23 protein-coding genes are annotated in these 22,698 nt (G+C 37.7%); 12 read left to right on the top strand and 11 right to left on the bottom strand.

What is annotated here, in order from left to right; translation table 11 throughout:
* The first annotated feature begins 8 nt into the window (after positions 1–8).
* Entirely contained in the window at positions 9–833 is an 825-nt protein-coding gene (locus ABMA78_RS07775; RefSeq protein WP_392858667.1) for a mechanosensitive ion channel family protein, read from the top strand.
* Positions 834–872: 39 nt separating this feature from the next.
* Here ABMA78_RS07775 and ABMA78_RS07770 read toward each other — a convergent pair whose 3' ends face one another.
* Positions 873–2,234, bottom strand: coding sequence for a hypothetical protein (locus ABMA78_RS07770; RefSeq protein ID WP_392858666.1), 1,362 nt, complete (start codon positions 2,232–2,234; stop codon positions 873–875).
* Positions 2,235–2,379: 145 nt separating this feature from the next.
* On the opposite strand from ABMA78_RS07770, the gene ABMA78_RS07765 reads away from it, so the two are divergent.
* The gene (locus tag ABMA78_RS07765; protein WP_392858664.1) at positions 2,380–3,069 is read left to right on the top strand and encodes an RluA family pseudouridine synthase; all 690 of its coding nucleotides are present in this window, start codon (positions 2,380–2,382) and stop codon (positions 3,067–3,069) included.
* On the opposite strand, the gene ABMA78_RS07760 is transcribed toward ABMA78_RS07765, so the two are convergent.
* From ABMA78_RS07760 to ABMA78_RS07740, 5 genes are all read right to left on the bottom strand, one after another.
* Positions 3,019–3,771 (bottom strand): DNA-binding domain-containing protein, encoded by a 753-nt coding sequence (locus ABMA78_RS07760; protein WP_392858662.1) that lies wholly within the window; start codon positions 3,769–3,771, stop codon positions 3,019–3,021. The genes ABMA78_RS07765 and ABMA78_RS07760 overlap by 51 nt on opposite strands.
* Positions 3,768–4,586 carry a DUF692 domain-containing protein gene (locus tag ABMA78_RS07755; RefSeq protein WP_392858659.1) on the bottom strand — a complete coding sequence of 273 codons (819 nt, stop codon included), beginning with the start codon at positions 4,584–4,586 and terminating at the stop codon, positions 3,768–3,770. Before ABMA78_RS07755 ends, ABMA78_RS07760 begins: the two co-directional genes overlap by 4 nt.
* A gap of 3 nt (positions 4,587–4,589) precedes the next feature.
* Entirely contained in the window at positions 4,590–4,883 is a 294-nt protein-coding gene (locus tag ABMA78_RS07750; RefSeq protein WP_392858657.1) for a hypothetical protein, read from the bottom strand.
* Between the two features lie 83 nt (positions 4,884–4,966).
* On the bottom strand, positions 4,967–5,590 hold the full coding sequence (locus ABMA78_RS07745; protein WP_392858656.1) for an NrsF family protein: 624 nt from the start codon (positions 5,588–5,590) through the stop codon (positions 4,967–4,969).
* The gene (locus tag ABMA78_RS07740) at positions 5,580–6,128 is read right to left on the bottom strand and encodes an RNA polymerase sigma factor (RefSeq protein ID WP_392858653.1); all 549 of its coding nucleotides are present in this window, start codon (positions 6,126–6,128) and stop codon (positions 5,580–5,582) included. Before ABMA78_RS07740 ends, ABMA78_RS07745 begins: the two co-directional genes overlap by 11 nt.
* A 54-nt stretch (positions 6,129–6,182) precedes the next feature.
* Between ABMA78_RS07740 and ABMA78_RS07735 the strand changes: the two genes are divergently transcribed.
* From ABMA78_RS07735 to ABMA78_RS07720, 4 genes are read left to right on the top strand one after another with little or no spacing between them, the layout of a single operon-like run.
* On the top strand, positions 6,183–6,449 hold the full coding sequence (locus tag ABMA78_RS07735; protein WP_392858651.1) for a hypothetical protein: 267 nt from the start codon (positions 6,183–6,185) through the stop codon (positions 6,447–6,449).
* Between the two features lie 12 nt (positions 6,450–6,461).
* Positions 6,462–6,779 carry a DUF2288 family protein gene (locus ABMA78_RS07730; protein WP_392858648.1) on the top strand — a complete coding sequence of 106 codons (318 nt, stop codon included), beginning with the start codon at positions 6,462–6,464 and terminating at the stop codon, positions 6,777–6,779.
* Positions 6,779–7,216 (top strand): DUF1499 domain-containing protein, encoded by a 438-nt coding sequence (locus ABMA78_RS07725; protein ID WP_392858645.1) that lies wholly within the window; start codon positions 6,779–6,781, stop codon positions 7,214–7,216. The genes ABMA78_RS07730 and ABMA78_RS07725 overlap by 1 nt, the downstream gene beginning before the upstream one ends.
* A gap of 50 nt (positions 7,217–7,266) precedes the next feature.
* Complete coding sequence (locus tag ABMA78_RS07720; protein ID WP_392858643.1) at positions 7,267–8,352, top strand: hypothetical protein; 1,086 nt, start codon at positions 7,267–7,269, stop codon at positions 8,350–8,352.
* Here the strand turns inward: ABMA78_RS07720 and ABMA78_RS07715 are convergent.
* Both ABMA78_RS07715 and ABMA78_RS07710 read right to left on the bottom strand, forming a co-directional pair.
* On the bottom strand, positions 8,320–10,638 hold the full coding sequence (locus tag ABMA78_RS07715; RefSeq protein ID WP_392858641.1) for an RCC1 domain-containing protein: 2,319 nt from the start codon (positions 10,636–10,638) through the stop codon (positions 8,320–8,322). The genes ABMA78_RS07720 and ABMA78_RS07715 overlap by 33 nt on opposite strands.
* 168 nt (positions 10,639–10,806) lie before the next feature.
* Positions 10,807–13,701, bottom strand: a complete 2,895-nt coding sequence (locus tag ABMA78_RS07710; protein ID WP_392858640.1) for a FecR domain-containing protein — start codon at positions 13,699–13,701, stop codon at positions 10,807–10,809.
* 60 nt (positions 13,702–13,761) lie between these two features.
* Between ABMA78_RS07710 and ABMA78_RS07705 the strand changes: the two genes are divergently transcribed.
* The 5 genes from ABMA78_RS07705 to ABMA78_RS07685 are packed head-to-tail and all read left to right on the top strand — an operon-like array spanning position 13,762 to position 18,621.
* Positions 13,762–15,486 carry a SpoIIE family protein phosphatase gene (locus tag ABMA78_RS07705; RefSeq protein WP_392858638.1) on the top strand — a complete coding sequence of 575 codons (1,725 nt, stop codon included), beginning with the start codon at positions 13,762–13,764 and terminating at the stop codon, positions 15,484–15,486.
* 7 nt (positions 15,487–15,493) lie between these two features.
* Positions 15,494–16,249: a hypothetical protein gene (locus ABMA78_RS07700; RefSeq protein ID WP_392858635.1), complete on the top strand. Its 756-nt coding sequence runs from the start codon at positions 15,494–15,496 to the stop codon at positions 16,247–16,249.
* A gap of 3 nt (positions 16,250–16,252) precedes the next feature.
* A complete protein-coding gene (locus ABMA78_RS07695) occupies positions 16,253–16,714 on the top strand; it encodes a hypothetical protein (protein WP_392858634.1) in 462 nt (153 codons plus the stop codon).
* Between the two features lie 15 nt (positions 16,715–16,729).
* Positions 16,730–18,205: an ATP-binding protein gene (locus ABMA78_RS07690; protein ID WP_392858632.1), complete on the top strand. Its 1,476-nt coding sequence runs from the start codon at positions 16,730–16,732 to the stop codon at positions 18,203–18,205.
* Positions 18,205–18,621, top strand: a complete 417-nt coding sequence (locus tag ABMA78_RS07685) for a response regulator (protein WP_392858630.1) — start codon at positions 18,205–18,207, stop codon at positions 18,619–18,621. Before ABMA78_RS07690 ends, ABMA78_RS07685 begins: the two co-directional genes overlap by 1 nt.
* On the opposite strand, the gene ABMA78_RS07680 is transcribed toward ABMA78_RS07685, so the two are convergent.
* From ABMA78_RS07680 to ABMA78_RS07670, 3 genes are read right to left on the bottom strand one after another with little or no spacing between them, the layout of a single operon-like run.
* Positions 18,611–19,135 carry a gamma carbonic anhydrase family protein gene (locus ABMA78_RS07680; RefSeq protein WP_392858627.1) on the bottom strand — a complete coding sequence of 175 codons (525 nt, stop codon included), beginning with the start codon at positions 19,133–19,135 and terminating at the stop codon, positions 18,611–18,613. The genes ABMA78_RS07685 and ABMA78_RS07680 overlap by 11 nt on opposite strands.
* The gene (locus ABMA78_RS07675; protein ID WP_392858625.1) at positions 19,136–19,528 is read right to left on the bottom strand and encodes a cell envelope biogenesis protein OmpA; all 393 of its coding nucleotides are present in this window, start codon (positions 19,526–19,528) and stop codon (positions 19,136–19,138) included. It lies immediately after the preceding gene.
* Between the two features lie 55 nt (positions 19,529–19,583).
* Entirely contained in the window at positions 19,584–20,084 is a 501-nt protein-coding gene (locus ABMA78_RS07670; RefSeq protein WP_392858624.1) for a c-type cytochrome, read from the bottom strand.
* A gap of 179 nt (positions 20,085–20,263) precedes the next feature.
* Between ABMA78_RS07670 and leuS the strand changes: the two genes are divergently transcribed.
* A complete protein-coding gene (leuS, locus tag ABMA78_RS07665) occupies positions 20,264–22,672 on the top strand; it encodes a leucine--tRNA ligase (RefSeq protein WP_392858621.1) in 2,409 nt (802 codons plus the stop codon).
* The last annotated feature ends 26 nt before the right edge of the window (positions 22,673–22,698 follow it).

The raw sequence follows: 22,698 nt of genomic DNA, 5'->3' as shown, positions 1-22,698 counted from the left end.
GAGAATAAATGAAAGAATTATTAAACGAAGCCAATGTTGAAAAACTAACGAATATTGCTGCAGATTATGGGATTCAATTTATTAAAGTAATTGTTGTCCTAATTATCGGACTTAAAGTTATCAATTTCATTGATAGACTTGTTGATAAAGCACTTCAAAAGAAAGAAGTTGAACTCTCTCTAAGAGGATTCATTACTTCAATTGTAAGTATTGCCCTTAAGATAGGGTTATTTATTACTATCATTGGAATGGTAGGAATTAAGACGACTAGTTTTGTTGCTATGCTTGGTGCCGCCGGTCTGGCATTTGGTATGTCACTTCAAGGAGCTCTTGGGAATCTTGCAGGTGGTGTCCTTATCCTTTTCTTCAAACCATTTAGAGTTGGAAATGTTATTGAAGCACAAGGTTTTATTGGGAAAGTAAAAGAGATTGGTCTTTTTTGCACAATCTTAAATACGGCAGATAATAAGACGGTTGTTCTACCAAATGGTTCTCTTTCATCGGGAAGTATTGTTAACTATTCAGCTGAAAGTATCAGAAGAGTTGATATGATTTTTGGAATTGGCTATGGCGATGATATTAAGAAGGCCAAGGAAGTTCTCATGAGACTTACAAAAGAGCACCCTTTAATTCTTAACGAGCCTGAAACAGTTGTTGCTGTTTCCGCCCTTGCAGATAGCTCTGTTAACTTTGCTGTAAGGCCATGGGTTAAGTCAGCTGATTACTGGCAAGTAATGTTTGATATGCAAGAGAATGTAAAATTAGAATTTGATAAAGAAGGAATTTCAATTCCTTTCCCTCAAAGAGATGTTCATATCTATCAAGAAAAATAAGATCTAATTTCTATAGTCGAAAAGGTTCTTTGCTTACGCTTAGAACCTTTTTTCGATACCAATACCTAAGTAATGTTGAATATCTAAGTTTGGATTAAGAAAAGACTTTCCATATTTTTCATATTCACGAGTATAGTGATCATCTTCAATCCCCATCCCCGCTTTAATATAGACAACTGACTTCTTCGTTGTGTAAACATTTGTCTTGGCCTCAACACCGTAATAGTGGTTCATCTCACCCTCTTGAGTATATTGCCCATCATAATAGAAGCGTGTCTCGACAGCTGGAAATTTCCCATTGCTATCTTGTGGTTCAAACTTAACCTTAAATTCGCCTCCCACTCCAATATAATTCTCATTTCCACTTATATGAGAGAGTTGGCCACCAGTATATAACTGAGAAGTTGTTGAAATAGTTCCTTCATCATTTTTATAGTCATAGATCTTTCCAACCTTAAAAGTGGCCTTAGGTGAGATGACTTGCTCCATATGGCCATAATTCTTATACTGAACTGTACCAGCACCTTTAGACATCTTATGCCAGGCCCTTTGAGTATTCATAGCAAGGCCATTATCATCTAGAATCGTTAGCCCTGCACCAAGTTGGACAAAAGATTTCTTATCATCACCTAATTTTCGGTAAACACTAATATCGATATCGTCTCGATTAATACCTTCTTGATTCCAACTTCCATCATCATTTTGGTAGCAAAATCTTTCGTATAAACGCCCACGTATTTCAACCATTCCACATGATTTTTCAACAAGCTTTGTATAGGCCCTCGAATTATAGCTTAATAGGACTTCACCATTTTCAAATTTTAACTTAGCAGAAAGTTTGGCCCCAAAAGTTAGTCCTCGATCATCCCCTTCAATACCATCACGTTCGTTAAAATTAGTAACACCAAGGGCCATAAGACCACCGTGTAATGGGTTATCGTTAGATGTATTAACTTCAAATTCAGCACCTTCAAGCTCTCCTAGACCAAAGAAGCCTTCTTTTTTTACATCAAGTTTTTCAATTTCGATCTCTGCAGTAAAAGCGACTTTATCATCTCCAATATTTATTCGAGAATCACCGCATCCGTAATTATCTGCTTCATTAATTTTAGCAGCAACAGCTAAACTCTCTTGAAGAATCTCTTCAGGAGCAGGGGCCGAAAGATGGTACGTTTGCTTTACTAATTTTAAGCGCCTTTCAATTTCTCCGTGATCCTCAACAGGAATGCGATTAAATTTTTCAAGAATTAAATCGTTGTAGCGAAATCTAGAATACTCTGAAACCGACTTTCCATCTCGAAAGATAAATTGATCTTTACTTCGATCATAGGTGATTGAAGTCTCTCCATTGCGATAAAGGACTCCTGACTCAGATGCCCCAACAGAAAGCGAGACTCCCATGCATATGAATAAAATAAAATATAGTTTCTCTCTTAATATTCCCACGTCTCACATATCGGTAACTTACACAAAGTACCTTAGTAAAAGAGTAAGTTATCCTAAAATTTCATATACTTATCTCCGCTTAATCTGTTATAAATTAGAAGTGAAGAACAAAATCCAAGTCCTATTTGAAGATGATCACTATATTGCGGCCACTAAGCCTAGTGATCTTTTAGTCCACCCTTTTAAAGAAAGAAGCTCTGATCGTAGAAGTCTACTTAGATCTCTCAAGAAGCAAACAGACCTATACCTCTTTCCGATTCACAGGCTTGATAAGCCCGTTTCAGGAGTTGTCCTTTTTGCAAAATCAAAAGAAGCAACAAGACTTATGAAAGAGCAGTGGAATAGTGACAATGTCTCTAAACACTATGTTGCCATGGTTAAGGGGATTGCAGAGAAAGAAGGTGTATACGATTTTCCAATTAAAACGGATAAGGGTATTCAAGACGCTAAGACAGCGTTTAAAAGAATCTCAACGAATGAAGAGTATAGTCTCGTTGATATTGAAATCTTCACAGGCCGACAGCATCAAATAAGAAAGCATTTCTCACGACGAATGCATAATTTAGTTGGTGATACTAAGTATGGACACTCTTCAATTAACAACCTTTTTAGAAAAGATTATAAATTCTATCGCATCTTTCTTCATTCATATAAATTGTGCTTTAAGCACCCTATCACTCAAGAAGATATCGTTATTGAATCTCCTGTGACTGAAGATTGTCTAAAAATTGCAAAGGATCTATTTGCTTTTGATCTCAGCAATATAACCAAGAAGATTGAAGAAAACTGACCACAGATTTGGATCACTTAACTTCTCTTCCTGAATATCTTCCACAGCAGAAAGAATTGTTTCGTGATTTCTTAGGTTAGAGATGAGTTCAAAAATTCCCTCTGAGATGACCTGAATTTGCATCTTCTCTTCTCTCTTATAAAGAATTGTTAACTCATTGCCTTGAATGTCATTAAAGGTCTTACTACTATCCCCTTTTCGCATCTGCCAAAGCTCGGATAACTGAATATCACATGAAAAAAGAGAGAAGGTGTCTCTCAGCTTTAAAGGGGTTTCAAAGACTCCCTCTCCTAGCTCTTGAGGATTAAAGGATTTTAGATTATCTTTTTGATGAAATAAGTGCCAAAACGTTTTTTCAAATTCTGCAAGGTCTTTAATGAAAGAAAACTCTTTTACACGAGAGGCAATGAAATCAGGAAAGTCATCACCGTAATGAAGAAGATTAGTAAACTCTGAAGGCCTAGATTCAACATAAGAAAGTGAGATATCCAGAAAGTCTTCGTCTCCTAAAACAAACCAACAAGTCTCATAATTATCACCAATTACTTCTTGCAAGCGTGCACGATAATCGTTTTGATAAACTTCCAGCACTTGCTCATTTGATAATTCTCCAATGGGAATCATCTCAGTCATAATATCTTTTGAGATATCCTTAGTAAGGACACCCTTTAAAAATTTATTTTGAAACTCATGATGATTCATAATTGAGCTCCTTTAAATATCTCCTTTGCCTTTAAGACTTCAGCTTCTAAGACAGGAAACTCAGGAATGTCTTCATCCCATTCGAGAAGAATTGGAACATCAAATTTATGACAATATTTTTTAAACAATTGCCATACCTCGGCGTGAACAGGATGAGAGTGGGTATCAAAGAGATGCGTTCCAAGGTCAGAGTAGCCGGCCAAATGAATTTGAGAAACGTTCTTAGAGTCAATTGTTTCAAAGAACTCACTGGCATCAAAGTTTTGGTTAACTGCATTCACATAGACATTATTAAAGTCTAAAAGAATTTTACAACCACTCTTGTTGGCCAATTCATTTAGAAATTGGGCCTCAGTCATTGTGGAGTTTTTCAGGGTGAAATAAGCAGAGAGGTTCTCAAAGGTCATCTCCCTACCATAGAAATCTTGCACCCTCATGACTTTCTCTGTAATTGAATCGAGATTTTCTTCGGTATACGCAAAAGGCAAAAGATTGTGTAGGTTTGAATGGGCATGCCCTGTCCAACACATATGATCACTTGTCACGAAAGGATCGAAGTTATCATATAACTCTTTTGCCTTTTTCATATAGTCAAAATTTAAGTCTTCGCTAGATGCAATCGATAGAGAAACTCCATGAAACGCTATTGGATAATCGGCCCTAATCTTCTCGAGCATTTTATATGGCCGTCCAAAAGTTCCCATATAATTTTCGAGAAGTGCCTCAAACCACTCAACACCTTCTTGAGATTTTGAGTGCTCATTTTCTAAATATGGAAAATGAGTATGTCTTAATCCAACACCGTATTTTTGCATTTCTTACCTTTTAGCGACTTTTCCGCCTTTAGCTTCACAGTCTTCTTTTGAAAGCTTAATTAAGCCTTTACCTTTACAAGAGTTTTGTCCACCACACTTAAGCTCTGCTTGGCATCCGTTCTTACCGTTACAAGCATCAACCTTACCGTGACATGCCCCTTGACCTTTACAAGAGTTTACTCCGTAACACATTACTTCATTCGCTGAAGTTTCAGGCATCTTAGTTTCTGTTCCCGTACAAGAGATCATTAGACCTGCAACTGCAGCACCCATTAATAGTGATTTTTTAGAATTCATAACATTCTCCTTTAGTATTTCTTTTAAGAAGCTTAAATTCTTCTTACTTTGTTATTCGAACTTATAATTAAAATAGTTACACTCTATTTAATCTTTTTAGTTAATTTAAAAATTAATAAACCTAAAGTTGTAATCACAATAATTGGAAGATAATGAGATACAACTAAGTGTTGAGTTGAGAAAGAGCATCCAAAGTACAGAATGACCAATGGAATCATACCACTTGTTAAAAAGCCTGTCGCAACAGTTGCACTACTAAAGGCAATAAAGCCCTTTTTAAGCATATAGTAATTATGAACAAAGCCAATAATCATCAGAGCACTTAACTCTTGATAGCAATTTGCACGATGCTCATGTGTAAGATCGAGTCCGACTGGGTAAATAATATTAAAAATAATGAGTCCTAGTAAAATTAGAAATGGAATAAAAGCAAGCTTGGCCTTCCTTTCACTAAGAAGTCCAGGAACAGTATTAGCAAAACCAAGATACGAGCCTATACCAAGAGCAACGATGGCAAATAACACTTGAATGATAAATTGTGCATTTAACATATACTTAAATTCAATTGGTGAACTTATTGAAATAGCAATGAAGCTAAGAAGAAATTGTGGCACGGCCCATAGCAACGCACGAATCCCCGGAGAGGCCAATCGTTTTACAGGCCTTAAGTCACTGACCAATGAATTTATTAATTTTTCATTTTCCATTATTAATCCTAACCGCTTTTTTTAGCTTTGCCATTGCGCGAGAAATTCTCGTTCGAGTTGCCGCTTCAGAAATTCCAAGCTCCCTTGAAATCTCCTTGGTCTTATGGCCCTCAAGCTTTGCCATCAAAAGTGGCCTACGTAATTCTTCTGTTAGATACTTCTCAATAAGCATCTCTAATTGCTGTTCTACAGCAAGTCGTTCTATATTGTTATTCGTTGCATTGGCCTCTTTTGTGACGGCCTCATCAAAGATTTCTTCTCTTTCTTCTAATTTCATGTATTTACGAATGTAATCAATAATTCGACGCTCAATAATACAGTTAATCCAAGGCATTATTGGTCTTTCAGGAGAATATGTTGGGAGTGAATGATGAATACTTATTAATATTTCCTGACATATATCGTCGCGGTGAGATTCGTTAAATACTTTAAAAGAAACAATTCGTTTTATTGTTTGAGATACGGTTTCCAAAAAGGCGTGATATGCCTCTGTATCGCCGCCTTGGGCAAGAATAACTAGTTTCTTTAAATCATTCACAGAGCAATTTTAACATAGTATATTTATTACGAAACTAAATCATGAGGTGTATTTTTGAAAATTTATCATATCGTATGGTCGATGATTGCCGTTCTTGCTTTCCTCTTTATCCTTACTCCTTACTACCGTAAGAAGGAAGAGAAAAAGAACAAACTAGAAAGAGAATATTACTCTCTTCTTAAGAATGAAATGGACAAGGAAGAGCCTTCTAAAGAATTAATAGAAGCGGCCAAGAAAGTTCACACATCTAACTACATCGATACAGATGAGAAGTTAATTGCACAAATTAATAACGATAAACAAATGATGAAAGCAATTTAATAGGAAATTAATATGAACGATGAAAATAATAATGAGAACCTATTAGAAAGACTAGCTAATGACATCGATGATGCAAAGTGGGATCTCTTAAAACCACATCATGAAAGAGAAGCATTATTTATGATCACTGATGAACTTGAACTTGCTGCTGTTGGCTTTACCATGGCCCGCGATGAGGTTGAGTATATTAAGAAGTGGCTTGCGGATGAGCAAATGTTTCGCCCAACTGATGAGCAAATTGGAACATGGGAAGAAGAGAATACAGAATTCCAATACCTCATTGTTCAACCATATGTTTTAGTTAAGATTAAGAGAGAAGGACTAAACTAATGAAGAGACTCGCTAGACTATCACTGATTACCGCAATTCTTATTACGACAGCATCTTGCTCAAAAGAATTCCTTATTCAAGAGTCTACGAGTCTGGACAACTTCACTTGCCCATCAATCGACAATTGTCTTTCTTCAAAAGAGAAGAAGGCCTCTTCTAGCTATATCATGCCTTTTAAAATGCTTGGGGCCACACCTGAAGAAAATATTGAAAAGATTGCAAGTGTCATCAGAAAGATTGGTGGCTACAAAATTGAAAGAAATGATGTCTACCTAAAGGCAACAAATGAGGATGTTCAACTTGAGTTTATCTTCAACCAAAAAAGCAAGCAAATTGAAGTACGCTCTCAAGTTATAAAGCAAAGCTTCTTCTCATATAACCAGGGAAGAAAAGATATTGAGGCCGTTCGCTTTAACTTCTTCCAAGGTAATTTCTAGTCATTTATACCTAGTTAAAGACATTCCTAAGATATGTTAAAATTTCTTCAGTGAAGAGATTTATCCTACCTATATTCTTACTAATATCATCAACTACTTTTGGCGCCGTTGATACTGGCGACGGTAGTGATCTTTCATGTAGCTGGACAGGATCAATCCCTAGTGGAACCTATAATTGTACGGACCTCACAACAACAGGTGCAATTACAATTACGGGAGCTAATCCCCTCATCATAAAAGTTCAAGGCGATGTAACCATTAACCATTCAATTTCGGTAGCAGAAGGTGTGGCCGGTGGATATGCTGCAGGAACAGGCCCGGCGACAATTCCTGGCTCACAAGGATCAAGCGCAACAGATGCCGTTTGTGGAGGCTCTAGCTTCTCTGATATTGGAGGCAGTGGTGGCGCTGGTGGATCACATGCAACGATAGGTGGTAATGGTGGCTCAGGTGTTTCTTCTGGCTCAGTTGATGGATCAGATACTCTTAGTGCCCCAGGTACAACAACTGCAACATATGACTCTGCCTTAAATCTTGAAGCACAAATGTTTGGTGGTGCTGGTGGTGGAAACGGTGGCGGTGGCTGCGAGCAAGGTGGTGCAACAGAAGGTGGAGCAACACCTGGAGGAAGTGGTGGTGGAGTTATTCATATCGCCGCAGGTGGAGATATGTATATCAACGCTCCTATTCTGGCCAATGGTGGAGCTGGACAGCCGGGCACAACTTCAGCCTTTGGAGATTCTGGTGGCTCAGGTGGTGGTGCCGGTGGAATTATCTTCTTACAAGCAGTTGGTAATATCGAACTCAATTCAGCTCTCGATGCCTCAGGAGGAAACGGTGGTGCAGCTGGTGGAGTCCTTGGAAGAGCAGGAGGAGACGGAGGCGATGGAATTATTCGTCTTGATGAACTTGACGGAGTCATCACAGGAGTTGGTGGATCTTACTCGCCTAATCCAACCATCGTAACACTTGGGGCAAGTGGCTTTGAAACTCTTCAATCAGGAATTGAGCCAGGGTGTGCGGTTAGAGAAGATATGACACCGAATAATGAAAGTATTCTCGGTGCCATCGTTCTTATGATTTTATTATTTGGAATTAATTTCTTAAATATTAAAAAGAGCAAGGAAGCTTGTTAGAACTGGTGATTCATCATCACCGATAGACTCAGTATTTCCATTACCTAGTTGTCCCTTACTACCATTACCAATACATTTTACAAGGCCCTCATCCGTCGTTAAGAAACAGTGGTGATTTAGCCCACCAGAAACTTGTGAAACACTCTTACCTAGTTCAATTGCAGGAAGGTTTGCAAGATCACCTGTAATCTTAGCTGTCCCTACTTGACCTAACTTACCTGACGATCCATTCCCCCAACACTTGGCCTCTCCACCTTTAGAGATTGCACAAGTTGCTGTATTAGAAGCCACAACAGATGCTACTTCAAAGCCTAAATCAAGTGCTGTGTGATTCTCTAGTGTTTCATTATCACCCATGGCCTCACTAGTTCCATCCCCTAGCTGTCCTTGAGAGTTATGCCCAAAACAGTAAACTGTAGAGTCAGAAAGAAGGGCACAAGTATGAATACCACCGGTTGTAACAGCAATAACTCCCTTAGGGGTTGGAGTAGCTAAACTTGGTGAGTTAATACTATCTGTATTTCCTAAACCAAGTTGTCCGTGAGTTCCACGTCCCCAACACTTAAGAGTTCCACCTGATAAAATTGCACAGGCATGATAACTCATAGATGAAATATCCATTTGAATTGCTTTAGCACCAAGTGCCACAAGATTACCTTCGGCCGGTGTTTCATCATCACCAATAATTTCCGTATCACCTGTTCCAAGTTGGCCGTAATAATTTTGTCCCCAACAACGAACATCACCTGTCGTTAAGAGAGCACAATTATGATAAGTTCCACCATATAGCTTTCTTACAATTCCACCAATTTGAGTATAACCATATTCAGACAGCTGTTCGTCATCTCCAAGCGTATCAGTTGATGCCATCCCTAACTGTCCATAAGTATTATCACCAAAACATTTAACTTTATTAGATTCCGTTAGAATACATGTGTGAAGATTTCCTGCAATAACTTGTAGTGCAAGTTCTCCATCTAAATCAATGGCAGGAATCGAATTAATATCTTCATTATCACCACGATCAACAGTATCTCCCTGACCAAGCTGACCTTTTGAGTTGTCTCCCCAACACTTCACTTCACCATTGGCAATAAGGGCACAAGAGTGAGAACCACCTGCAACGATCTGAATGACTTGCTTTGATACAGAAGGTTTCTCACAGTACTGAACTGCTGCAATTGAGAAAGGCCCACGCTCTTCGTTTAAGGAAACAATATTAAGTTCAGTATCATATGAGTACTCAACTTCCTTTCCATCAACAAAAGTACGAATGGTATTCGTATCAATATTTGCGACCTCTAGATTAAATGAATTAACAGGATCAATACGTGACATGGCAAGTGTACCTAATTTAGATAAACCATCACCATACTCACCTGTTGCCATATCGACAGTGAACCCACCACCGAACTCGACAAACTCTTTATACCCATATCCAATTTCATTTTCTCCACCAAATGGGATAGTACTTAAATTATTATAGATAACTCCACCTGTTACAAGCGGGCGATCAGTATAGCGGGCCTTTAACTTATCAAAGACACTCTTTGGAGTAACAACCTGTGTATCTCCATCAAAACATTCTGTAATACGTGAGCGATCCTCACCACCTTGTGGATCAGGAACAGGTGTTACACCTTCCGGATAGATGGCACAAATATCCTGCTCATCAGCGACAAAGACAACAACGAGGCCCGCATCTTCTCTAAAGAAGCCCTGTTCTTGAATATTGCTATAGTAATCATCTTCAAGCGCACGATTAAGAGATGCAAGACCGGCCTCTCCACCATCTGTACGGTAGTCACCAGCAGGATTTTCCATTTTAGTTCTTAAGTGTGCTTTAATTTCATCTATAGTAAGTGAACGATTCGAAAGAATCGTTGGCTCAGTCGACTTTGTATATAACGTCCCAAAACGTGAAGACCCCGAACCATGGCCTAGCATAACTGCGATATTCACATCAGCTGCTGCAGGAAGAACATCTAAGAAAGCATTAAAGCCTTCTGCAATCTGTGCCCTTTCCGCAATGATTGAAGCAGACGTATCTGGAATAACCAGGATATCGATATTTCTCGTAATATCTTCTTCTTTAGGTGCATACACATCTTGGTAACAAGCGACATCAAGATTTGGAAGCGTTGGTAAATCAGCTCCCGGAACATTAACTAAATCCTCAATCTCATCTTGTGGAACACAAGAAGAGGCAACCAACATTACCCCAACGAGAAAAGCAAGTAGCTTTACCGAATATAAATGTGAATGTGGCCTTCTTTCTCTCTTCAAAATGCCCTCACAAGTTCTAGTTTTAACCTGTCTTAATTATAAAGCGCCCATCGGCATGCCCCGAAAATGGCCTTACTTTTTGTGGTTTTCAATAACTTAGAAGGGAATATCAAGATTACTCGGCCAAAAATCTGGCCCATATACTGGTCAGTCCATAAAATATATTTTCTAGTAATTATATTGAATAAGAAGAGCGATATTAGTAGAGTCGGCTTCAATCTTGGAATTACTTCGCGTCTCTAAGTTAATCCCAACTTCGTAATTACGATTAATCTCATAACTAACTTTAGCGCTAAGGCCTGCATAATTTAAGAAGAAATAATCGAGTGAAAGGCTTAACTTTTCATATTGAAACTTACCAGTAAGTCCGAGGTTAAAATAGAACTGTGCACTTGAAGTAACTTCGCTACCATTATATTCAAGTTCACTACGGTACTCTAGAAGTGAAGTTAGCCCATAATCAAAACTCTGATATTCTTTTAGGACTCGTCCCTTAAAAATTGATTGATTAAAGCCAAGATCGTTAAAGACAACTCCACTTGAATGCTTAAGTTCAACAAGATAGTGATAGCTATCAAGCTTTCCTTTGTGGCCACCATAAAGAGAAATGAAATTCATATCATCAACAACAATTTTCTTTCCATTGTTAATAACTTCATAATTTGTTTTTTCTGGGGCGTAGCCAAAGTACCAGCTCTTTTCTCTTATCGTATTTTTAGAAATCATCACTTTCTCAACCTTTCTAGGTTGAACGACTTCTTTTCGAGCAACATCTACCCTTCTCTTCTTTGAATAGATAATATCTTTTTTCTCGATGGCCTTAACACGCCAGTAAAAGCTGGATTCCAATTTATTTCTAAACGTATATGTTGTCTTCTTTCCAAGAGGTATTTCTTTAACACTTGTAAAGTACTTATCCTTTGAAATTTCAATAAAGAACTTATCACCTCGAACTTGATTAAACTTCATCTCGACTACATCGCCTTCATTAATAGCAAGGCCGTGTCTTGGAGAGATAAGATCAATCCCCTTCGCTCCACCAAATTTCTTTGTAATGATTAAATCTTCTAAAGCAGAGAATGGACTTTCTTGATTCCAAAAATCAATTGCTGAAACTCTCCATTGAAAGTGACCTGTTAAGTAGTCATTCCACTCAAAACGATTAAGCTTCACTTTTTCATCAACAATGATTTTTTCACCATCAAGAATCTGAATACGATATTCTTTAACATCACTAACAGGCTCCCACTTTAGCTCAATATTATCTTGCGCAAATGCCTGATCAATTAATAGATTTAAAATGGCCAGAGGGAGAGATTTTTTTATAACCTGAACTCTCTTTTCCACTTTATCAATACGAGGTGCCTTTGGCGGTGGTGGAGGCACAATAATAATCTTCACAGGAGGAACGAATTTATTCTCTTCATTCTTCACACGCCAGTAATGAATCCCTAGTTCTTTAATAAGAAGCTTTGTATTACTTTCCGAGGTTTCAATTGTTTCTTTAATCGCCTTAAAGTTTCGATCGCGAGAGATCTCAACTACAAATTTGTCACTTCCCTGCTGTTGCCAAGTAAGATCAATTACATCTCCCGGCTTTTTAACGACAATCTTACGGCCCTGTTCAAGAGCACTATTGTCATTATCAAAAGTTACACGATACTTATTCTCTTTTGAGCGTGCGATCACTTCATTATTTAAGACATACTCAAGTGACCAAAGGTACTCTCCACTTTCACTCACAGAAGCTGTAAATGTGTTTCCAGCAACTAATTGTCTTTTACCATTTAAGACGAGATAAGTACTCACTTCACTAAAGAGGTCTTGTGTTTCCCAAGAGAACTTAACAACGCCATCATTATAAAAATAATATTCTTCCCCATTAAATGGTCTTTTTAAAACAATATCTCCAGGCTTTGCGACGGCCTTTATTAAGACAGGCTTAGAAAAAAGTGCATAAGGATGTCGTTTATCCTTATTACGATATGAAACTTCATAGTCTCCGACTTTTTCAAAAGTAAGCCTAAGCTCTCCTTCGTCATAGTCATAATCATCCCATAGCTTTCCGTTAACCATTAACTCAATTTCATCAAATGCCTGAGTATAAATAAGTTTTTCATTATCTACTAAGATCGTATTTTGTGTTTCATCTAGATTTTCAAATTCAGGAACGACTTCATAAACAACCTCAAAAGACTTCTCTGTTGAAACATTATTTTCATCATTTACCTGCCAATAGAAAATCCCCTCAGATAAGTTTTCAACGCTAATCTCAAGGCCATTAACTTCATGGGCCTCTCCATTTTCAAAGGCCGAGCGAGACTTCGATACAAATAACTTCCCTACTTTTTCATTGAAGTTAAATTTAATTGAATTCTTCTCATTCACGTAAAAGACATCACCATCGAGCGGTAAAAACTCACTTGGCCAGCTTTGCTTAATAGTATAACTTTCGTCTGTAAGAAGAACTTTTACACCCTTTTCAATTGTTTCTTCGCGGTCACCAAGCTTAACACTTGCCTTCCCATCCAGAACTGAAAGTTCCTTGTTACCATTTGAGTTTGAAATCTTAATCTTTGAATCATTCGAAGTGATCTCATATATCTGATCACCTACTTTTACGACAAAGGCTTCATTGGCATTATTAAGAGTTGCAAAGATAACACCTTGCTCGATATTAAGATTAATCCCATCCGTTTCTTGAGTGATTTTGAAGAGACTTTCTTCAGACACTTTGATGCGATTGCCAGAACTAAACTCTAACTGTGCTGTAGAGTTCTTATCAGTGAAAATTCGATCGTTATGAAAGAGGGCCTCGTTTGAACCTAGGTCATGCCAAGAGAAGTTATCAAAACTTCTTCTTCTCACATCATTTTGTAACTCGAAGACCTGACCTAAAGTAATTCGCTCCCCACCCATGATTGGTGGAATATATGATGTATTGAAAACTTGGTTGCCAGCAAAGGCCGCAACACAAAGGCACATCAAGATTAGAAATGTATCAACTAATGAATTTAGTCGCCCCAAAATTGTTCCTGGTACTCTTTTCTCATTCTTGCGCATGACGCAAATCGTTAATATCATTGTATCTAAATTATCAATAGACTTCTACATAGGTAAATAATGGGCAAGAGACCGACATTTCCGATCAAGCTTAAATTAATATCGCTAAACACAGCGCTACTAATTATCGTTATCGCTTTTCTAACGAAATATGCCACTCACCTCTTTGAAAAAGATAAGAAGGCTTACCTCTACGAGAACTCGCTATTTAATGTCACAAGTGTTGCTAAGGAGATGAACTACACTCTTAATAAAATAGAGAATGATCTTCAGAATTTAGCTCTTATAAAAAATAATAAGCTAAGAGCAAAGGCGGTTGCAGAAAGTAAGTATATCCTCGCCTTTATTGAAAAGAACCAATTCATCATTAATAAAGATTTTGAAAAGAATGAAAATGACTTTAAATTAGCGATTCCAAAAGATACGAGAGATAATTCACTTAGCTCTTTCAAATACAAGGAAGACCTTTTTGTCATTCTCACTAAAAAGATAAACAAAGGCCTAACTTCAATCGTTATCAAGGCCAATATCTTAAATAACCTTCTCTCACAAAATCGAACGTATAATACGCTTGTCTTTAAGGACGGTAATCTCGTTCTTGGTAATGACCTCATTGGCCTTCATAATTATGATAAGAATGAGCTTAAAGGTAATAATATCGTAAAGAAGCTTACTTTTAATGATGATGACTATTTGGTTTCTCTGGCCCAAACAAAGGCCTTCGCTCTTTCTATTGTCTCGACGATCTCTGAATCAGACGCCCTATCGGTAACGAAGTTTCTAGTCCAAAGAGCAATCTTCTTTGCAATCTTTATTATTGCCCTATCGACAATCATCATTGTCTTACTATCAAAAACAATTTCCAAACCAATTGAGAAGCTCTACCAAAGGGCCATCAGCATTGGTCAAGGGGACTTTGAGTCGACAGTTGAAATCAAGACAAGAGATGAGCTTGGAACTCTTGGCGATTCTTTTAATCAAATGAGTCGTGAAATTCTTGAATATATTGAAGAGATGAAAGAAAAGGCACGCCTAGATGAAGAAGTAAAAGTTGCAAAGATGGTGCAAGAAGAATTCTTTCCATCAAATGATATTGATACTCCTAATGTTAGACTTAGCTCTTACGCGGCACCAGCTTCAGAGTGTGGTGGTGACTGGTGGGGACACTACGAATTTAATGAATACATCATTACTATTATCGCGGATGCTACAGGTCACGGCCTACCTGCGGCGCTCCTAACTTCGGCGATAAACTCGGCCTTTAATAGTATTAAAATAAGACTGTCAGAGGATGAGACACAAATCTCTCCTGCACGAATTACTTCACATTTAAATAAGGTTATTAACCTTTCAAATAACAAGATTCTTCTTACGGCCTTTGTTTCCGTCTACAACACAAAAACAAAGGAATACTCATATACCAATGCTAGTCACCTTGAAGTACTTAAGGTCCCAAAGAAATCTGAAATCTCAAAAGCAGATATACTTCCCCTACTTGAAGCAAAGGGGCCAAGATTAGGTGAAAGCTCGGACTCTAAATATGAGTACGAAACCATTATTCTCGAGCAAGGTGACCTGCTTGTGTATATGACAGATGGAATCACTGAAGCTGAAAACAGTGATGGTAAACAGTGGGGACTTAGAAAACTACTAAAGATCTTAATGACATATGGAGCCCACACGGGTACCGAGATTCGTGATACAATAGTTTCTATTGTACACAATCACAGAGGAAGTGATTCATTTGACGATGATCTCACTCTCATCTGCCAGGAAATAAAGTGATGTTCTTATGGGTATAGAATTTAAGATTGAGAATTCAAAATTTAAAGAGGTTGAAGCATTAGATTTTCAAGCTCCAAATTTAAATCTTAAAATTAGTGATGAGCTTTCAGGTTCATGCGATATCTTCTTAAGTCGCTACGACACGCTCGTAAATCTAAAGTACCTAAAGGATAATAGAACCAATCATCTGATTGGAACCTCCCCTTGCCTTCAGGATGAAATTAAAAATATCATTTCGTACCTAACAAAACAAAGGCCAAATAATCTCGAAAGTAGAATTAACTCAAAGAAAACAAATAAGATATCGATCAACCTCGAAAATGAATTTGATCAAAAATGTAATATTCTTTTAAACGGCATTGACCTAAAAGATTACCACGAAAGCTTTGAGAATAAATTAAAATTGATTACAAATGAATTTTACACAAATGATATTTTTCATCGAGTAAGCAACCAAAAACATGGAGAAATTGAAATTTCTCAGGATGAAAATAAAACGATAGTGCACTACAAGAGTTATACTAGTGTGGCCAAATCTTCAATCATTGGTTCTCTCTATCGTGCAGCCGTAGAGAAGACCCCAAGGCAAGAAGGAAGAGGTGCAGGACTGGGTCTATACTTAATATTCCAAAACTGTGATCGACTTCATATTGTCGCAAATGAAGATAGCACTAGTTTCTACCTCTATATCGAAAAGAATAAAAGGTATAAAGAAATTAGTAAGAGAATACCATCGATAAGTTTTTATAATTTAAAGGATTAAAATATGAGTAACTTAAAGGTCGAGATAAAGACTGAAAATGATGTAACAATTTTAAATTTAACAGGAAGAATTGATGAGGACGCGGATCTAACTCCTATCCTTGGAGTTAAGGATCAAGACCTTCATATTAATTTCAACGCTGTTGAAATGATTAATTCTTGTGGGATTAGAGAATGGATTAATATGCTTGGAGAATTAACTGGTGCAATCACCTACTCTCATTGTCCTCAGACTGTCATTGAACAAATTAATATGGTCCACGGCTTTATTAAACCAGGAATAAAAGTAGAAAGCTTCTACGCTCCCTACTATGAAGAATCTTCTGATGATGTAAAGATGATACTAATTAAAACTAGTGATGTCGTTGATAACAAAGCACCAGTCATGAAAAATGATGATGGTGAAGAACTAGAATTTGATGCTATTGAAGCGCAGTACTTTCAATTCATTAAACAAATGAAATAACCAAAGAAGTAACTGATGGCTAAATACGAATTATACGACTCTATTTTTGAACCAATCTGTGTCATTAATAATGATAATGAGATTATCTACTACAATCACTTCTTTGCTTCTTTCTTCAAGAAGTCACCAAGGGTGTTAAAGAAGTCACCTAAGCTTAGTTCCCTATTTACAGGTTTTGATATTGAACATTTTCTCGAAGATATTCATGATGTTAAGGTCGGGCCTGAAGTCGAGATATTTCTCGATGATCAGACATTTTACCATGTCGTCATCAAAGTTATTGAAAGTGAAAATAATGAAAAGGTAGTTTGTTTCAACGATATCAGTATCGAAAAGAATCTCTACACAAAGTATCGCTTTCAAATTGAAGAACTTAAACAAATCCATAATCAAATTATTCAAGCGGACAAGCTCAGCACTATTGGTGAAATCACGGCAACGATTTCACATGAAATTTCAAACCCCTTAACAATTGCTTCGGGAAATATTGAACTAATCAGTGTCCTCTTATCTGGAGAAGAATTAAAGGAACAAGGAATCATTAATGAAAGCATTAATGATACTCGTGACTCTATTGATCGTATTACAAAAATTGTAAAAGGCCTAAAGAGCTTCCTTCACAATAAAGATAGTGAAAAGAAATTTATGTCACTAGAGGAGATTATTGAAAAGTCTTTAACTCTTTTAAAGCTACCGATTGAGCAAAATCAAATAGAGCTAGACTTCTCCCCTTCGACCTCTTCGATTGTTAAAGTAAACCCAATTGAGATTGAGCAAGTTATCATTAACTTAATAACAAATGCGATTCATGCACTAACTGAAGCACAGACGAGTTCACCAAAAATTGAAGTCACAATCTCTAGCAACGATGTTTGCTATCTCTTAACGATTAAAGATAATGGGCCAGGTATTCCAAAAGAAAATCAAGGCAAGATCTTTGATTCTTTCTTTACGACAAAAGAGGTAGGAGAAGGTACAGGTCTTGGGCTTTCAATTTCTTCAAAGATCATTGATTCTTATTCTGGTTCACTCGAATTATTAGACTCAAAATCAGGATGTGAATTTCAAATCACTCTCCCAAAAATGGAGACGACAACATTCACAGATAGTGAGTTAAGTACAAATCATGAATTTAAGAAAGTTCTTGTGATCGATAATGAACCAAAGATTCTCAATCTCTTTACTAATTTCTTTGCTCAAGGGCCAATTACTCTAATCTTTGCATCAAATGCTGTTGAAGCGAAAAGAATCTTAGATGGGACTGATGTTGATGCTATTATTACAGATTATGATATGCCCAAAGTAAATGGTGTTGAGTTTGCAAAGGATATCATCGATCTTGGTATTCAAGTCCCTACATATATTATGTCTGGGGTAGCCGATCGTGCAAAGATAGAGAGCAACAAAGAAGTTAAAGGCTTTATTGAAAAACCATTTAATAAAGAAGATATTTTAAATATGCTTGGTATAAAAAATGAGGAGCAGGACTAATGGCGATGTCCCCTTCTAAAAATTCACTCGCGCCTAGAAAGCCTTCTATACTCATCGTTGATGATGAAGAAAAGATTTGTTTTTTAATAAAAACCTTTCTTGAGCAGACAGGTGCTTTTCGAAATATTGTCACGGCCGACACTGTAAGTGTTGCACTTCTGAAGCTGAGAAATGAAGAGTTTGATCTTGTTATTATTGATTACAAACTGCCTGATAAAGATGGTACCTACTTCATCGATATCGCTAGTAAGTCAATGAAGTATCAAAAAATGAAATACCTTCTTATTTCAGGGTTCTTAGATAACCGATCAATGGTGAGTGTCATCAACTCAGGTGTAACGAATGTTCTTGTTAAGCCTTTCTCTAGAGATGATCTTGTGGACAAGGTCTTTAATCTTTTAAAGCTTAGCAAATAACTTCGACGTCGTTTAAATACTCATCTTTTGTAATTAAGTACGACTTATAGTGATTACTATACTGCTCCACTTCCTGTGGTGTTAACTTTCTTTTTACAACAGCAGGAGTCCCGATAATGAAGCTCTCAGGAGGATAGACCTTTCCTGGAGGGACAACACTTCCGGCCGCCACTATCGAGTTCTTACCAATGACTGCACCATCTAAGACAGTGGCACCCATTCCAATAAGACAACCTTCTTCCACAGTACAAGCATGCAGAGTCACGCTGTGACCAACACTAACATTCTCTTTAATGATTAGAGGAATATTGTCTTCTACATGAAGCATCGTCAAATCTTGTATATTGCAATTGTCTCCGATATGAATTTCATTCACATCCCCACGGGCCACAACTTGAAACCATAGAGAAACATTCTTTCCTAAAAAGACCTTACCAATAACATCGGCCGAGTCTGCGATAAAACACCCTTCAGCAATAGTTGGTTCAATATTTTTGTAACGATATAAAGTCATTTATCTCCACCCAATTACTTCGTAGCCTTTTTCAGCAAGACAACGATTTACAAAACGCTGCTTAATTTGATCTTCACTAAGCCCTGCGGAAGCAGCTCCACTTGCACCACCAATAGCGGCGCCCTGAGCAGCACCTTTTCCAGCATTGCCACCAAAGACAGCACTTGCAACAGCACCAACAATAGCACCCCATGCAGCACCTTTTCCACCTTCACGCACCATTTGTCTTCCACGATCACTCTCTAAAAATTCATCGGCCTTGGCCATACAAATCTCAATATCGCGATCGGCCTGTACCTTTCCATACTTTTGATAAGCTGAGTTTGGATAAAGTTTCGGCTTCGATGCACAAGCTGTAATCGTTAAAAGAAGTAAAAGTGAAAAGATCTTCATAGTTTCTCCCAAAAAAAAAGCCGCTTAGAAAGCGGCCTCTTATTGAAATTAAATTTTAGTTCTTAACTCCGCCCCATGGCACCTTTGATAAGTAAGCCGCTAGGTCCGCAATATCGTCAGCAGAAAGCTTTTTTACGATTGTTAACATTTGTTGGTTAACACGGGCCCCTGATTTCATATCAAGAAGTTGTTTCTCAATATACCATTCCATTTGCCCACCGATTCTTGGTGCTTTATTTGCTGCTTTACCAGAACCATCTTTAGCGTGACATGCAATACATTGCTTATAAAGTTTATCAGCTCTCACTAGCTGTGGAGTATCAAGAGGGATTAAAGTTTTTTCTTCAATAACTTCATCAGTTACTTTCGGAGGTGCTGTAACTTCAGCATGCTTCTTAGCAAGCTCAGCTACCTCAACAACGTGAGCAGCGTGTGCTTTCTTTGCATCTTCAAAATTATATTTATCATTGTTGACTTCAATACTCTGATAACCAGAAAGGTTCATAACAAGAACTAGCCCTACTAGAGTAAGGGAAAAAAGCACTAAACGATACATCGTTTCTCCATTCAAAAAATTAATCTACTTTTAATGGCTTAAGTATAAATCCACTGACTTATTTTGGCAATTCCTTTAGCAGGACATCTCCAAGATAACGCGACACACATAATAGACGATCTACATTATAGGGTTTATAATTCGCCCTGATATTTTACTAGTAAATTCAGGAGCTTTTAATGCAGTACAACTTTGGTGAAATTGAACCAAAATGGCAGAAGTTTTGGGACGACAACAAAACTTTTAGAACAGACTCAACAGACAAATCTAAACCTAAATACTATGTATTGGACATGTTCCCATACCCTTCAGGAGCTGGTCTTCACGTAGGTCACGTAGAAGGTTATACAGCAACAGATATTCTTGCTCGTTTCAAAAGAATGAACGGACACAACGTTCTTCACCCAATGGGTTGGGATTCATTTGGACTTCCAGCAGAAAACTATGCCATTAAGACAGGTACTCACCCAAATGTGATTACAAAAGAAAATATTGGAAACTTCACAAGACAACTAAAAGCTTGTGGTTTTTCATATGATTGGGATCGCGAGATCGCAACATCAAGTATTGACTACTATAAATGGACTCAATGGATCTTCACTCAACTTTATAATAAAGGTTTAGCCTTTGAAGATGAGATCTCAGTTAACTGGTGTCCTGAACTTAAGACAGTTCTAGCTAACGAAGAAGTAATTGACGGTAAATCTGAAGTTGGTGGTCACCCGGTCGTTAGAAAGCCAATGAAGCAGTGGATGCTAAAAATCACTGAATATGCAGATCGTCTTTTAGAAGACCTTGATGATCTTGACTGGCCTGAGTCTCTTAAAGAACTACAAAGAAATTGGATTGGACGCTCAGAAGGTGCTCAAGTCTCTTTTGCTGTAAAAGGTGTTGATTCAAAGATCGATGTTTTCACAACTCGTCCAGATACTCTATTTGGTGCAACATATATGGTTCTAGCTCCTGAACACGACCTTGTTGCACAAATCACAACAGACGATAAGAAAGCTGAAGTTGACGCCTATATCAAAGAAGCATCTCTTAAGTCTGATCTTGATCGAACAGATCTTAACAAGAATAAGTCAGGTGTTTTCACTGGTGCTTATGCAATCAACCCACTTAATGGAAAAGAGATTCCAGTATGGATTGCAGACTATGTTCTCATCTCGTACGGAACAGGTGCGATCATGGCCGTACCAGCTCACGATGAAAGAGACTGGGAATTTGCTAAGAAGTACGATCTAGAAATCATTCCAGTTCTTGAAGGTGGCGATGTAAATGAAGCAGCTTTCACTGGAGATGGAACACATATTAATTCAGGATTCCTTGATGGCCTAAACAAGGAAGATGGGATTGCAAAAGCAATCGCTCACCTAGAAGAAAATGAAATTGGAAAGAAAGAGATTAACTACAAACTTCGCGACTGGTTATTTTCTCGTCAAAGATACTGGGGAGAACCATTCCCAATTCTTAAATTCGAAGATGGAACAGTAAGATGTCTTGATGAAGATGAACTTCCAGTAGGTCTTCCAGAAGTTGAAAAGTACGAACCATCAGGAACTGGTGAATCACCTCTTGCTCGTATTGACGACTGGTTATACCTAACTGATCCAAAGACAGGAAAGAAAGCAAGACGTGAAACAAATACAATGCCTCAATGGGCAGGTTCTTGTTGGTACTACCTTCGCTTTATCGATCCTAAGAACTCTGAAGTTGCTTGGGATAAACAACTTGAAGAATACTGGATGCCAGTAGATCTATACGTTGGTGGTGTTGAGCACGCTGTCCTTCACCTACTTTATGCTCGCTTCTGGCACAAGGTGCTCTTTGATCTAGGACTTGTTTCAACAAAAGAGCCATTCCAAAAACTTTTCAACCAAGGTCTTATCCTAGATGAGCATGGTGAGAAGATGAGTAAGTCTAAAGGAAACACTGTAAATCCAGATGACATCATCAAAGAATACGGAGCAGATGCTCTTAGACTTTATGAAATGTTCATGGGGCCACTTGAGAAAGTTAAGCCATGGCAAACAAAAGGTGTAAAAGGTGTTTTCAACTTCCTTAGAAAGTCATTTTCTTTCTATGGTAATCCAGAAAATACTTATGAAGGTGCAGAAACAAATCAAGACGTTCTAAAACACCTACACAAGACAATTAAGAAAGTTACTGAAGATGTTGAGAACCTACGTTTTAACACGGCAATCTCAGCAATGATGGTAATGAATAACGAAGTTATTAAACTTGGTAAGGTTTCAGTTGAAACTGCTAAGGCGTTTACAAGACTTCTTTCTCCATTTGCTCCACACGCTGCAGAAGAGATGTGGGCAAACTTAGGTGAAACAACTTCTTGTTCTCTTGCCGCTTGGCCAGCATTTGATGCTGACCTTGCAAAAGATGACCTAATTACAATGGCCATCCAAGTTAATGGTAAGACGAGATCAACAATTGACGTTCCAGCGGATATTTCAAAAGAAGACTTCCTAGCTCAAGCAAAAGCTGATGAGAAGGTTGCGAAATTCCTAACGGGAACTATTGTTAAAGAGATCTACGTACCAGGTAGAATCTGTAATATTGTTGTTAAACCTTAAGTAGCACTCACCCTAAGAGCAAACTT

The organism is Halobacteriovorax sp. RZ-2 (assembly GCF_043196685.1).
Lineage (GTDB): Bacteria > Bdellovibrionota > Bacteriovoracia > Bacteriovoracales > Bacteriovoracaceae > Halobacteriovorax_A.
This window is presented reverse-complemented; position numbering and strand designations above follow the sequence as displayed.